The organism is Rhodopirellula sp. P2 (assembly GCF_028768465.1).
Classification (GTDB): domain Bacteria; phylum Planctomycetota; class Planctomycetia; order Pirellulales; family Pirellulaceae; genus Rhodopirellula.
This window is the reverse complement of record NZ_CP118225.1, coordinates 2,580,888-2,595,412: the sequence shown is the minus strand read 5'-3', so window position 1 is coordinate 2,595,412 and position 14,525 is coordinate 2,580,888. Positions and strand designations below refer to the sequence as shown.

The window sequence follows — 14,525 nt, the reverse complement described above, 5'->3', positions numbered from 1 at the left end:
ACCCGGTCAAGCCAGAATGTCATGCACGACTTCACCGTGCACGTCGGTCAATCGGAATTGACGCCCCTGGTATCGGAACGTCAAACGCTCGTGATCGACGCCCAACAAGTGCATGATCGTGGCATGCAAATCATGGATATGAACGGGAGCCTCCGTCAAGTTGTACCCAAAATCGTCGGTCGCACCGTGCACGATGCCGGGCTTCACCCCTCCACCGGCCATCCACAAACTAAAGCATCTGGGGTGGTGATCTCGACCAAAACTGGTTTCCGTCAGCTTGCCTTGGCAATAATTGGTCCGTCCGAATTCGCCGCCCCAAATGACCAACGTGTCCTCAAGCATTCCCAAACGCTTGAGATCCTGAACCAACGCCGCGGAGGCTTGGTCCGTTGCCTTGCACTGGTTCGGCAATCCCTTGGGCAGGCCGCCGTGATGGTCCCATCCTTTGTGATACAGCTGAATGAAACGCACGCCACGCTGGGCCAATCGCCGAGCCATCAAACAGTTCGCAGCGAAGGAACCAGGATTCTTGGAATCCTTGCCGTACAGCTCAAAAACTTCCTCGGATTCGTCTGCGAAATCGGTGGCCTCAGGGATCGACGACTGCATGGCAAACGCCATCTCGTACTGAGCGATGCGAGCTTCCACCAATGGATCCGCGTTGCTCGCCAATTGCATCTGGTGCAATTTGGACAGGGCGTCCATGGCTGAGCGGCGACTCTGCGTGTCGATGCCTTGTGGATTGCTGAGATACAACACCGGATCGGCTCCACTTCGGAACTGCACACCCTGGTGCTCACTGGGCAGAAAACCGTTGCCCCAAAATCGCGAAACCAGTGGCTGGCCGCTGCTTTGATTCTTGGTGGTCATCACCACAAACGCGGGCAAGTTTTCGTTCTCGCTGCCCAAACCATAGTCCACCCAAGCGCCCATGCTGGGCCGACCGGGGAACATGCTGCCGGTCTGCATGAATGTGACCGCGGGCCCGTGGTTGATCGCCTCGGTGTACATCGATCGAACCACGCAGATGTCATCCGCGATCTTGGATGTGTACGGCAGTTGGTCGCTCATCCAAGTGCCACATTCACCGTGTTGCTGGAATTCAAACGGGGAACCCACCAACGGCAAACTGGATTGGTTTCCGCTCATCCCTGTCAGGCGTTGACCGCCACGAATTTCGTCGGGCAGTTCGGTGCCGTGCTTTTCGTTGAGCAACGGTTTGTAGTCAAACAAATCCAATTGCGACGGTGCCCCTGACTGGAACAAGAAGATCACTCGCTTGGCTTTCGCGGCGTGATGCAGCATCCCCATCGAACCAGGAACCGGCGTGCCCGCCCCGAGCGCGTCTGGCGAACTGGCCAATGCGTTGGAATCGCCCAGACTGCTGGCGAGCAATTGCCCCAGCGCCATGCCGCCAAACCCGTACGCGGAGTTTTGCAGCAAGGCACGACGATTGATGGAGATCGGATTCAAATCGGGATAGCTCATCGTTTCACCAAGCACAAATCAAAGTTCAGCAACGTTCCCACCACGACGGTCATCGCCGCCACACGGTTGGCATCCAGCGATGCGTCCGGATCGGCATCGCCAATCGCGAGAAACTCGCTCGTTGCTGCTTCATGGGATTGAAAGTAGTTCCATTGTTCTTCGTACAGTTCAACCAGCACGCTGAGTTGCTCCGCCGTCGGACGCCGACTGGTTGTGATTCGGAACGCATCGCGAAGCATGTCTTTCGCGTCATCCTGCGATGCCTCTCGCACCAATTGCTCCGCTAACCCGCGAGAGGCCTCGATCGTTTGCGGCCCATTGAGCATCACGAAGGCTTGCAGGGGCGAAGCGGTTCGTTCCCGTTGCACGCGGCACACGTCTCGCTTGGCAGCGTCCAAGGTGGTCATCACCGGCGCGGGGCTGGTTCGCTTCCAATACGTGTACAAACTGCGGCGGTACAATCCCTCGCCTTGGTCACGATCAGTGGGCTTGAACGACACCTCCACCTCGTACGGTTTGGCCGGCGGCCCGCCCATTGTGTGAACCAAACGTCCGCCCGACGCGAGAGCTTGATCACGCAGCATTTCAGCCGGCAATCGATAGGTCGGGAAATGCGAGAGCAAACGATTGGTGGGATCGACCAACGCCAGATTGTCTTGCGTCGAAACACTGCTGCGACCATACGCATCGGACAGCATGATCTGCTTCATCATCCGTTTCAGGTCCCAGCCGTTGTCGGCCAAATCCAACGCCAACCAATCCAGCAACTCGGGATGCGTTGGCGGCATGCCTTGGCTTCCGAAATCTTCGGGCGTTCGCACCAGACCCTGCCCGAAGCTGATCTGCCACAACCGATTCACAGCGACACGTGACGTCAGCGGGTGCTCGCGATCGCACAACCATTGAGCCAACGTCAAGCGGTTGGGGCTGGCAGAATCGGCTTCCGGCAGCGGCGGCAAGAAGTCAGGCGTTCCCGGTTGGACCTCTTGTTGTGGGCTGTCGTAAACACCGCGTGCCAGCAAGTGAGTGGGGCGTGGTTCGGGCGTCTCCCGCATCACCATGATTTCATCGATCGAGTCTTCCAGCTTGCACTTGGCCAGTCGCACATCTCGCAATGACTGGCGAGCCGCAGCCACCTCAGCGTCCCAACGCAGCAGAGCGTGTTCGAGCAGTTGTTCGCGTTCCCAATCCGCTTCGGGATCAAACTCGTAGTCATCGTGAGCGAGCTGCTGAATTTCGAAGTCGGTCAAACGAACATCAAAGACACGAAATTGGTCGACAGCTCCGTGTTTGAAACCACGGTCTCGCATTCGTTCGCCAAGGGTGATGTTGTCGCCGCCCCCGCCTTGGATTTGCTTGGTCAATGCATCTCGAACCACGGTGGTTTCCACCGCTTTGCCGTTGATGTGAATGGTGAGTCCGGAGGCGGAACTGGAACCCTCCGTCGAAGCGGTGACGTGCACCCATTCACCGACGGGAATGGCTTCGGTGGTCATCACACTGATCGCGTTGCCCGGCCAAAAATGAATCTGCGACCATTGAAGTTTGCCATCCAGAATCAGCAACTCATAGCCGCGACTGGCAGCGTCGGTCCAGGCTCGTGAGCGATGCCAAACGACGGCTCGTTCTTTGACATCCGGCGTCTTCATCCACAAGGCGACCGAGAATGGTTGCGACCGATCAAAGTTGCCCACCTCCGTCGCAACGGCGTCATCACCGGTCAATTGCCAGGCTTTGCCGACCTTCCCATCCACCGATTGATTGGGTGCCTTGGGATCGTCTTCGAAATCCAACGACGCGATCGGCTGAGCCAGCTGTTGCTCGGGCAAAGAATCATTCGGGATGGATTTCGAATCATTCCATTGCTGCGACCAATGTTCGCGTCGCTGCTGAATCGTCTCACGAAGCTTCTTCTCCGCCACGGCAACGTCGCTTTGCAACTGTTTCAATCGGCGTTCTTCGTCTTCGGTTGGCAAGGGCAACGTCGGCGTTGGAACCGATGGCGTGAAGTACGAATACAGACCGGCTTCATCGATGTTGTCAAAGAACGCGTTCAGTTGAAAATAGTTTTCTTGACTGATCGGATCGTATTTATGGTTGTGACATCGACAGCACTCATACGTCAGTCCCATCATCGCCGTGGCAACCGTCTGGGCTCGGTCGGCAACGTATTCAATTCGAAATTCTTCCGGCACACTGCCGCCTTCGACCTTTTGTGGGTGCAGCCGGTTGAAGGTGGTGGCCAAGGTCTGAGCTTGAGTCGCGTCCGGCAACAGGTCACCTGCCAATTGCTGGGTGACAAATTCGTCGTAGGGCATGTTCTCGTTGAAGGCCTGGATCACCCAATCTCGCCACGGCCAAACGAATCGATCGCGATCGACTTGATAGCCGTAGGTGTCGCTGTAGCGTGCCACATCCAGCCAGTCGGTTGCCATGCGTTCGCCGTACTCCGGTCGCGCGAGCAATCGATCGATGACGCGTTTTTTGGCCATCGGAGTTTCATCCGCCAAGAACGCATCGAGTTCAGAAAGACTTGGCGGCAAACCAATCAAATCAAACGTGACCCGCCGCAGCCAAGTTTCGCGATCCGCCTCGCCCTCGGGGTTCAAACCAGCCTGGGTCAGCGAGCGATTGATGAACCGATCGATCTCGTTGGTAGCCAAAGACTCTTCCGTCGCCGTCGATGCAACCTCCGGTACGTCCACGTCAGCAGGCGAGATGAAAGACCAATGGCTTTGGTAACGAGCTCCTTGTTCGATCCAGCGACGGATCGTCTCTGTTTGCTCAGGCGTGACTTTGCGTTCGGAATCCGGAGGCGGCATCAACATGTCCGGGTCATCGGAAACCATCCGCAACCACACTTCACTTTCTTCCGCATCGCCTTCGACGATCGCCCAGTCCTTGGCACCTTCTTCGGTGTCCAAGTGCAGACCGGCTTCGCGGTTTGCATCGTCCGGTCCGTGACAATGAAAACAGTTCTCCGACAGGATCGGACGAATGTCACGATTGAATTGAATCGTGTCTTCCGCTTTATCGACATCGTCTGCCGAAGCGGACTGGAGCCACAAGACCGTTCCGATCAACGGAACAACCAAGGTCCAACCAACAAGCTTTGAAAGCACAACGTCGCTATCGCGTGAGCGGGTGGAGATTGAAATCAATGGATCACGCATCGCAGGCGATGATTGAGTGGTGGGAAGTCAAGAGAGAGGCATCTCGGAAAGCAACCGAAACGACGGACCACGTGGGTTCGTCAAAGCCACACCACATCTTAGACGGTCCGCAACCTCCCGTCACATATATAGACTACGCGGTCGGCTCGCTCGGCCACGCGTTCATCATGCGTCACCACCACCAGGGTGGCACCTTCTTCCTTGCGAAGTTCATCCAGCAGATCCATCACCGCGTTTCCGCGTTCACTGTCGAGCGCCCCGGTGGGTTCATCCGCCAGGATCAACGGCGGGTTGCCCGCGATCGCTCTTGCGATGGCCACTCGCTGCCGCTGGCCGATCGAGAGCTTGTCAGCGCGGTGGTTCACTCGGTCGCCCAACCCCACTCGCTCGAGCAACCGGATCGCTTCCGCCTTTCGCTGCGACACATGGGGATGCGTGTCAAACATCGTCAGCTGAACATTTTCCTGCGCCGTCAGATTCGGCAGCAAGCGGTACGACTGGAAGATGAAGCCAATCTTGTGGGCTCGAAACTGATCCAAACTGGGATACTCCGCCAAGCGTTTCCCTTCAAACCAGACTTCTCCTTGGGTCGGCTCATCCAACGCCCCCAACATGTTCAGCAACGTCGACTTGCCACCGCCGCTCGGTCCAACAATCGCAATGAATTCGGCGGACAGAATCGACAAGTTGACATCTACCAGTGCATCCACGTCACCGTCGGCGAAATGCTTGCTCACGCCTCTCAGTTCGAGCAGAGCAGTTGTGTCAGACGATGGTGTGCCACTTGGATCCGTCAACAGTTTTGTCCCGCTGCGTTGGAGGTGAAGATTTGGCAGGGTCCAATGGGTGGAGCCTGAACCCTGGTTGAGAATCGTATCACGCAAATCCGACGAATGAACTCCCAAGCGACGCCATGGTTTGCGTGGCGACTGTTTGGCTGTGTTAAATTGGTCCTCCACACCGCCCCTTTTTCGCCTGATCGCTCGGGCAACCTTCCTCCCTCCCACTTTGAAGACCACACCATGAAACGATGGCTGACGTTCGGCTGGATCGCCGCCCTTTCCCTCACCGCTTGCTTGCAACCTGCCATGAGCTCCGCTGACGAATACTACGAAGTCCGCACCATCGTGGTGGGAGAGAAAGGGGACGCCGCAGCAATCGATCAGTACTTGGAAAAAGCCCTGATTCCCGCCTTGGAACGCCAAGAGATTGGCCCGGTGGGCGTCTTTGCCCCCAACACCAAACCTGACGCTCAAAACGCGACCATTTTCGTCATCATTCCCTACGCCGAACTCGGCCAAATGGAATCCTCCCGCGCGGCGTTGGCGCAGGACTCGGAATACCAAACAGCGGCCGCGGACTACTTGGGTCGCGATACCAAGACGGCGCCCTACTCACGAATCAGCAGCGAATTGTTGACCGCCATGGATTGCTGGCCCAAGACCGTTGTTCCCGCGGGAACGCTGGAAAACGACGAACGGGTCTACGAACTCCGCCTGTATGAGAGCGCCAACGAGCGACTCGGCGATCTCAAGGTCGAGATGTTTAACCAGGGGGAAGTCCCCATTTTCCTCGACTGCGACATCCAACCCATTTTCATCGGACAAGCCTTGGTGGGGCCACAAACCCCAAGCCTGACCTACCTGACGGTGTACAAAAATGACGCGGCTCGTGAAAAAGCCTGGGACGACTTCCGAGCCCACCCGGACTGGAAAGTGCTGAGCAAGAACCCCCGTTTCGGTGGCACGGTCAGCCGGATCGATAAATTCGTACTCTCGGCGAAACCTTACTCGCAAATGTGACCCCAGCGAGGCTGTCCCAGTTGGCGGCCTGCCGGTACGATTCGCAGCATGACTCCCATGATGCGACAGTACCACGAGGCGAAAGAGGCGTGCGGCGACGCATTGCTCTTCTTTCGCATGGGCGATTTCTACGAGCTGTTTTTGGACGACGCCAAGGTCGCTGCGGGGATCTTGGGGCTGACCCTGACCAGCCGTGACAAAGACAGCAAGAACCCAACGGCGATGGCGGGATTCCCCCATCACCAGTTGGATCAATACCTGCAAAAGCTGATCCGAGCGGGCTTTCGAGCCGCCGTCTGCGAGCAGGTCGAGGACCCCAAATCGGCCAAAGGCTTGGTTCGCCGCGAAGTCACGCGGGTGGTTAGCGCCGGCACGCTGACCGACGAAGGCCTGCTCGACCCCAAAGAGCCCAACTACTTGGCGGCCGTCTTTGCCCCCAGCCAGAAGGCTCGCGAAAAAGCTCAGAAGCAAGCGGCCAAGAACAATGACCCGACCGGCGGCGACGTCGTTGGGATCGCTTGGGCAGAACTTTCCAGCGGACGATTTGAAGCGGGCGTTTTCCCCCGGGCCCGCTTGGACGATGAACTCGCCCGAATCGGCCCCGCCGAAGTCATCCACTGCGAAGACGATGCCTCCGTTCATCCCGACCCGACCGCGACGTGGTCCTGGACCGCTCGGCCCTCCTGGAGCTACGCCGCCGCCGACGCTGAAAAGTCGCTCTGCAAACAGCTTTCCGTTGCCAACCTGGAAGGCCTCGGATTTGAAGAGGACGGCGAGGTCGCGATTCGCGCTGCCGGCGCGGTGCTGTGTTACCTGAAGGAAACCCAGCGTGGTTCACTGGATCACTTTCGATCCCTGACGTGTCACAACCGCAGCCCGGTTTTGCAAATCGACGCGGCGACCCGGCGCAGCCTCGAAATCACTCGCACCATGCGGACCGGGTCACGCGAAGGAGCGCTGCTCGGCGTCATCGATCGCACGGTCACACCGATGGGATCGCGTTTGCTAGCCGAGCACCTCGCGGCCCCGCTGATCGACGTCGATGCGATCGCGTATCGAGCGGACGCGGTCGACGAATTCGTTCGCAATCACAATTCACGCAGCGACGTCCGAACGATTCTTGGCGACACCTACGACCTGACTCGCTTGCTCGCCCGCGTCGCCACCGGACGCACGGGCCCGCGTGATCTGCGACAAGTCGCGGTCACACTCAGTGGGCTGCCGGCACTGAAAGCTCGTCTAACCGAGCGCGACAGCGCCTGCCTGACCCGCTTGGAATCGGAACTGCATCTCTGCCCCGAACTACGTGAACAACTCGAAGCTGCGCTCAACGATGACTGCCCGTTGTCGGCGGCCGATGGCAACTTCATTCGCGAGGGCTTTGACTCCGAACTCGACACACTTCGTGAATTGGCTCGCGGCGGCAAGCGGTGGATCGCCGAATACCAACAGCGGCAGATGGACGAAACCGGCATCTCGAATTTGAAGGTCGGTTACAACCGCGTGTTTGGCTACTTCCTCGAAGTCAGCAACGCTCAAAAAGACAAAATCCCCGCGGACTTCATTCGCAAACAAACGCTGAAGAATTGTGAACGGTACATCACGCCGGAACTGAAGGAATACGAAGAGAAGGTTCTGGCAGCAGACGACAAAGCGTCCAGTCGCGAACAAATGCTGTTCACAATGCTTCGCGAAAACACGCACAAGCACTTGGGGATCTTGCAAGAAGTCGCCAGCGCGATCGCGATGATCGATGTGGTCGCGTCACTCGCCGAAGTCGCCGCCCAGCATCACTGGGTGCGCCCGAAATTGACCGACGACAGCGTGCTTCGGATCGAAGGCGGTCGGCACCCGGTGCTCGACGTCACCATGGCGCAAGGCGAATTCGTTCCCAACGATTGCCATCAGAGCCCCGAAACAGGCATGATCCTGTTGATCACCGGTCCCAACATGGCCGGCAAGAGCACGTACATCCGCCAAGTCGCGTTGATCACGTTGCTGGCACAAACGGGCAGCTTCGTGCCCGCGACTTCCGCTGAAATTGGCATCGCCGATCGCATCTTTGCACGCGTTGGCGCCAGCGATGAACTCAGTCGCGGTCAAAGCACGTTCATGGTGGAGATGGTCGAGACGGCTCGCATCCTGAACACCGCCACGTCACGCAGTTTGGTCATCCTGGATGAAATCGGTCGCGGAACCAGCACCTACGACGGTCTGTCTTTGGCTTGGGCGATCACCGAACACCTGCACGAACAGATCGGCGCCCGAACACTGTTTGCGACCCACTATCACGAACTGGCAGCGCTGCAGGAAACACTTCCACGCGTCGCCAACCTCAGCGTCGCGGTGAAAGAATGGCAGGACGAAGTGGTGTTCTTGCACCGCATCGTGCCGGGAAGTGCGGACAAGAGCTACGGCATCCAAGTCGCTCGGCTGGCTGGGATTCCCGTCGAAGTCAACGAGCGTGCCAAGGATGTGCTGGCCCAACTCGAAGCCGATCACCGCGACAGCTTGGACCGCCCTACCATTGCTCCGCCGAGCGGTGGCAAAGGATCCGGCGACACGTATCAGCTGACCTTGTTTGGCTACGCCGATCACCCGTTGATCCAAGAAATCGAAGCGGTCGACATCGACTCGCTGTCACCGATTCAAGCCTGGCAGTTTTTGCAGGACGCAAAAGCGAAACTCACCGCGGGTCCGAAAGCGGTGAAGGGGTAAGACCCGTTCCGCTAAGCAGACAGGCAGGAATGATTGGGTTCCGCAAGTTTCATCCCGAGCGACGAGAGTCGGCAACGAGTTCGGAACGACCTGCCGCCGCTCCGCGGCTTTGGATTGGGGGCGGGCATCCGAGACGTCGGGTTGAACCCCGACGCTATCAAATGTCACCGCTCCGCGGTTGGTTGACCAACATCTCAAACGAACAGTCGCGGAGCGACGGCGTTTGGCCAGCCTTGGGTTTCAACCCAAGGTCCGGCCGTGACCAAAGCGAGCCCCAACGTTTCGATGGAGAACCTCAATTCTTCGTGTTTGCTTCTTTCCACCACAGGATGTGCGGGTCATCGGATTCGCCATCGCGGAAGAAGTTGCCGATCGCGAATTCGTCGACGCCATCGGAGTCCATGTCGGCGACCTCGAGTGTGAGGTGCCGTTGAAGATCCGTCTCAAGGATCTCGCCCTCAAACACACCCGCCTCGGTCTGTCGCAACAACAGCAGCGATGGGGAACCACTGCCTTGCCACGCGACGATGGTTGGTGTGGCAAGCAATGCTCCCGCGACCACATCGAGATCACCGTCGCCGTCAAAGTCGCCTGCTTGGGCTCGCAACACACCGGGCATGCTCGCCAGCCGATGATGCTGGAACTCAGCCCGAGGTGCTTGCCCTGGTTTTGCTGGTGGCGATTCCTTCCATTGGCGTTGATCCTCGAAAGGATTTTCCAGCCACTGAATTTGATGATGACGTTTGGCTCCTCGATCGAACGAATCGCCGTTGCTGTACAACACATCCACATCACCGTCCTGATCCAGGTCGACCAGTTCAATGCCGGTCGATCCATAAGACGGATCGGGAGCCGCATGCATCACGACGTTTCGAAAGTGCCCGGTTCCATCGTTGAAAAACGCTTCGATCACTTCGTGCTCTTGGCTGATCAACGCCACAAAGTCCAGGTGCCCATCGCCGTTCAAGTCGATCGTGGGAACGTTGACCGGCCCGGATCGCTCATCAATGGTTTCCAGCGTGAAAGCTTCCGCACCAAGCTCGATATCGACTTCGCCGTCCCGCCGCAACAAATACAGCCCGCCTGTTTTTCTCCACCCAAACACCGCCACGATGAAGTCGAGGTCCCCGTCGGAATCAAAATCACCCGGCTGAACTTCGGCGACTCGCCCCAGTCCTTCCGCCAACACGATCTTCTTCATCGTCCCGACTTCATTGGCTTCCCCCGGTGCTTCTTGCCGCAGCGCGATGACCTGACCGAGGTCGCTGTCGGCCGCATTGAACTCCCCCACATCAGCCACGATCAAATCCAACACCCCATCGCCATCGAGGTCACACGGTTCCACATGAACCGGTTGGAACAGGGTCGCCAATCGCTTGGGCGGACGCTGTGACTGACTGGGCCAACTTGCAAACAAAGCCCCCGTGTTGACGTCGCACGCGACCAGGGCTGGTGAATCCCCCAATCCAGATGAGATCCATTGCAAATGACTGATCCCTGGCGGACGTGACGTTTGCAAATCCACCGGTCGCTGATCCCAACTGACGGTGCTCGGCCCGAACTCTTGCTTGGCAAACGGTAGATTCTTCGACTCCGGTGCCTGGATCTGAAAGAACTTCAACGCCTCGGTCCGATCCGGAACCACCAAATCACTCCGCCCCGAGTCCTTGTAGGTCATGTACATCTGGTCGACCAATTGCGGCCATTCATGCTTCGGGGCTCCCGCGGGTGAAGGCATGACGTGACACGCCGTGCAAAACACTTCGACCTGGGGCCGCACCCGTTCGACCAACCGGTCCCCGACCTGTCGCGTATCAGACGTTGCTGCTGAATTTGCTGCGTCCACCTCAGTCTCAACGGGAGCGTTGGTCTGGTCGGTTACCGGTCTGCCCGTGAGCTTCCCCGTCTCGGGCGGCGCATCGGATCGAGGCTGGCAGCCGAGCTCCAGCGAAAGCACTCCGAGGGCGATCCCAATGCCAAACAAACGAACGAGTGTCGGAGGCGTGCCGCGAAACAAAAAAACGATCCTCAAACGAGTAGAAAACGACCCTGCCGAGAGTTCCCCAGCGTGCTCCTTGGCAGAACCGGGATATGGATCCCGAGACAACGAAATCCTGCTGGCAGTGTAGCCCCGCCGCTGATCGCAAAGCAATTGCTGAGATACAATGACGTTCATGAACGCACCTTGTTTTCCATTGATGAATCCCCTCCGTCGCCACACCACCGGTGTTTACCGATCCATTGCGGTTGGTTTCTTGCTGAGTGTCTGCGTGGGTTGTCCCAACTCCACCCCGCCCCAGGACTCTGGCCAGGAAGCCACAGTCAAACGCCCGCTGGGCCGCATGCGAGTGTTGGGACGCACCGGTAAATGGGACGAGGCTTGGAACTTGCGTGACGCGGTGTTGGAAAAACACAGCGAGGATCCCGACGCGATCACGTTTGTCGCTCGAGTGGCACACCAAACCGGACGAGCCAACCTAGCCGCCGACTACCTGGCGCAAGCCAGCCGAGTCGAGAACTACGCTTCGCCTCAACGCGTCGACGAGACGCTGATCGCGATGATCTCAGCCGGTCGAACTCACGATGCGATGGCGTTTCTGGAACGAGTCGTGACAGCTCATCCGGATCGCCATGACACTCGACGGATGCTGTTCGACCTCCAGATGGGCACGGAAGAACGCGACGCAGGCCTGCTCAACGGACAACGCTTGATCCGTGATCGTCAGTTCGACCTGGAACTGCTGATGACGATGACCGACACCGAGATCCGGTCGATGGATGCGAAGCCGCTGGACGAAATGGTGGAGCGCAATCCGGACGACCTTCGCCCCTTGATTGGTGCGGCTCGCTCAGCGCTGGACCAAAATCTATTCGATGAAGCCCGTGAGAGCTTGGACAAGATCGTCCAGCGTCACCCCGATTTCGCGACCGCCGTGGCCATGCGTTCGCTTTTGCTGGCCGAACAAGCGGACTGGAATGAACTGGAATCATCACTGGCATCAATGCCAGCGGAAGTGACCCAGCGGCGACGTTTTTGGACTGCAATGGGCATGTGGGCCGAAGCCACCGGCAATCAGGAAGCGGCAGCCAAAGCCCACTGGAAAGCGACCCAAACCGATCCGGATATTTCGCGATCCTGGTTGGACCTGCAACGGGTTTTGCAATCCGATCCGTCATTGGGAATCGAACCAAGCGTTTTGGAAGCAATCGGCAGCCGAGCCAAACAACTCAATCGATTCAATCAACTTCGCCGACGCTTTCATCGATCCGGCCGCATTTCTCGCTCGGTGATCTCTGAAATGGTGGGCGCTGTCCGAGAACTGGGCCGCCCCTGGGAAGCCGAAGCGTGGATCTCCATCGGCATGCAACTCCCCGAAGATGATTCGGTCGACCTGAAACAATTGCGGCAGGACTTGATCGCTCAGCTTCGTCGCGACACACCTTGGCAAGAGGTGCAAAACCACCCGGAGCTGAAACTGGATCTTTCCGATTTCACATTCCAACCCTCCCTCGAACGATTCCTTCAACACCAAACCGCGGACCAGGATGCAGGCATCGATCCGCTGCTGCGTCCCAATCCGGCGGCCGAAACCGACCAGGATCCCCGCGATCCAACCCTGCCGATTGAACTGGTCAACGAAGCCCAGCGACGAGGCGTTTCTTTCTTGGCAGCGACGGGCTCCAACCTGGATCAGCCAGGAATCAGCCTGCATCAAACACTCGGTTGTGGCGGGGCAACGCTGGACTTTGACCGAGACGGCTGGAGTGATTTAGCACTGGTGACAGCCGGGGGCACGCCGCCGCACAAGGACTCACCGCCGAACGTGCTGCTTCGCAACGAGAATGGGATCTTCGCAACGGCACCGGAATCAGCCGGCGTCCACGACCGCGGGTTTGCACAGGGAATCGCGGTCGGCGATCTCAACGCAGACGGCTGGCCTGATTTGCTGTGCACGAACTACGGTCCCAATGTGTTACTGATCAATCAAGGCGACGGTACCTACGTTGATCAAACGGCAAACTGGATCGCCCAACCCGAAGAAACTCGGTGGTCAACGGGAGCCGCGTTCGCTGATCTCGATTCCGATGGATTGACCGACATGGTCGTCCTGAATTACTGCCAAGGATTGGAACCCGTCACGTTTGTCTGTGGTGACGCAACGGACGAACCCGCCCGGTCCTGTTCCCCGATGCGATTCAGTGGTGACCACGACCAGTTCTTCCGGACTCAGCCACGAGGGGGCATTCAAGACGTCACGCAGGACTGGAACGTCCTCGCCACCGATGCCGGCCGGGGACTTGGCGTCGCGATCGGTCGCTTCGAAGATCGCCCGGGCAACCAAGTCTTCATTGCCAACGACATGACCAGCAACTTCTACTGGTCCCGCTCTCCAGGCGATTCCAACCGCCACTGGTCCGAATCCGCCTTGCCCCGTGGACTGGCTGTGGACGGTCGCTCCGTCGCTCAAGGTTCGATGGGCATCGCGGTCGACGACTTCAATCACGACGGAAAGGTTGACTTCTACGTCACCAACTTCGACCAGGAATACAACACGCTTCACCTGCAAACCGGCCCTGGCAGTTGGCGTGACTCCACCATGGCAGTGAACCTGGGGACGGACACACTGCCATTGGTCGGCTTCGGAACCAGCTCCACCGACCTGGACGGAGACGGGCAGAACGAGCTGATCGTTGCCAACGGGCACGTGGACATCTTCCAACGAGATGACTTGTCGGAGGAACCCTCTCAGCCCTCCGCTCGCCGCAGCCTCTACGCGCAACCGGTGCAGATCTTTCGACATGATTCCGAGGGCCGATTTGAAACGGCACCTGTGTCGGGCGAGTACCTCACCCAACCACACGTTGGACGCGGTTTGTGGACGATCGACGTCAATCGCGATCTGCGACCTGATCTGATGGTGACCCATCAAACCGAACCCACTGCGTTGCTCGTCAATCACACTGCATCTCGGTCTCCCAAACTGAAGATCCGAGTGACCGGCACGGAGTCGTCACGCGATGCGATCGGCACCCGGATCACCGTGACCGCTGGCGACTGGCAACGGACGCACTGGGTCATCGCCGGCGGCAGTTACTTCAGCAATGACGAAGCTGCCTGGACGCTGAGTTGCCCGGATTCTGCCGACGACGTCACGGTTGAAATCAGATGGCCGAACGATCAGCAACAAACCTTCCGGACAATCGCGACCGACTCGGAATGGCTGCTGGTCCAGGGCCAACCCAACGCGATCCAGCTTCCCTGATCCTCTGAGAAGAGGTTGTGCCGTTTTATTTCACCCTCCCTTTGGGAGGGTCGGCCCGCTTCGGGTCGGTGAGGGTTACG

At 58.4% G+C, this 14,525-nt stretch carries 7 protein-coding genes; 3 read left to right on the top strand and 4 right to left on the bottom strand.

All coding sequences use genetic code 11. The annotated features are described in order from the left end of the window. Positions 1-6: 6 nt before the first annotated feature. The 3 genes from PSR62_RS09140 to PSR62_RS09130 form a co-directional block, all read right to left on the bottom strand. Positions 7-1,488 carry a DUF1501 domain-containing protein gene (locus PSR62_RS09140; RefSeq protein ID WP_274407468.1) on the bottom strand — a complete coding sequence of 494 codons (1,482 nt, stop codon included), beginning with the start codon at positions 1,486-1,488 and terminating at the stop codon, positions 7-9. Beyond that, the gene (locus tag PSR62_RS09135) at positions 1,485-4,661 is read right to left on the bottom strand and encodes a DUF1553 domain-containing protein (RefSeq protein ID WP_274407467.1); all 3,177 of its coding nucleotides are present in this window, start codon (positions 4,659-4,661) and stop codon (positions 1,485-1,487) included. Before PSR62_RS09135 ends, PSR62_RS09140 begins: the two co-directional genes overlap by 4 nt. A 98-nt stretch (positions 4,662-4,759) precedes the next feature. Continuing rightward, entirely contained in the window at positions 4,760-5,458 is a 699-nt protein-coding gene (locus PSR62_RS09130) for an ABC transporter ATP-binding protein (RefSeq protein ID WP_338020153.1), read from the bottom strand. 225 nt (positions 5,459-5,683) lie between these two features. Here PSR62_RS09130 and PSR62_RS09125 point away from each other — a divergent pair, with 225 nt between their 5' ends. Together PSR62_RS09125 and mutS are read left to right on the top strand one after the other, a co-directional pair. Further along, positions 5,684-6,463: an NIPSNAP family protein gene (locus PSR62_RS09125; protein ID WP_274407465.1), complete on the top strand. Its 780-nt coding sequence runs from the start codon at positions 5,684-5,686 to the stop codon at positions 6,461-6,463. A 48-nt stretch (positions 6,464-6,511) separates the two neighbouring features. After that, positions 6,512-9,181, top strand: coding sequence for a DNA mismatch repair protein MutS (gene mutS / locus PSR62_RS09120; RefSeq protein ID WP_274407464.1), 2,670 nt, complete (start codon positions 6,512-6,514; stop codon positions 9,179-9,181). Positions 9,182-9,476: 295 nt separating this feature from the next. On the opposite strand, the gene PSR62_RS09115 is transcribed toward mutS, so the two are convergent. Next, entirely contained in the window at positions 9,477-10,919 is a 1,443-nt protein-coding gene (locus PSR62_RS09115) for an FG-GAP repeat domain-containing protein (protein WP_274407463.1), read from the bottom strand. A 604-nt stretch (positions 10,920-11,523) separates the two neighbouring features. Here PSR62_RS09115 and PSR62_RS09110 point away from each other — a divergent pair. Next, entirely contained in the window at positions 11,524-14,445 is a 2,922-nt protein-coding gene (locus tag PSR62_RS09110) for an FG-GAP-like repeat-containing protein (RefSeq protein WP_443217412.1), read from the top strand. The last annotated feature ends 80 nt before the right edge of the window (positions 14,446-14,525 follow it).

Coding starts and splice junctions, on each gene's coding strand:
- mutS (WP_274407464.1), top strand. CDS start 6,512: ATGACTCCCATGATGCGACAGTACCACGAGGCGAAAGAGGCGTGCGGC.
- PSR62_RS09125 (WP_274407465.1), top strand. CDS start 5,684: ATGAAACGATGGCTGACGTTCGGCTGGATCGCCGCCCTTTCCCTCACC.
- PSR62_RS09110 (WP_443217412.1), top strand. CDS start 11,524: ATGCGAGTGTTGGGACGCACCGGTAAATGGGACGAGGCTTGGAACTTG.
- PSR62_RS09135 (WP_274407467.1), bottom strand. CDS start 4,661: ATGCGTGATCCATTGATTTCAATCTCCACCCGCTCACGCGATAGCGAC.
- PSR62_RS09140 (WP_274407468.1), bottom strand. CDS start 1,488: ATGAGCTATCCCGATTTGAATCCGATCTCCATCAATCGTCGTGCCTTG.
- PSR62_RS09115 (WP_274407463.1), bottom strand. CDS start 10,919: ATGCCTTCACCCGCGGGAGCCCCGAAGCATGAATGGCCGCAATTGGTC.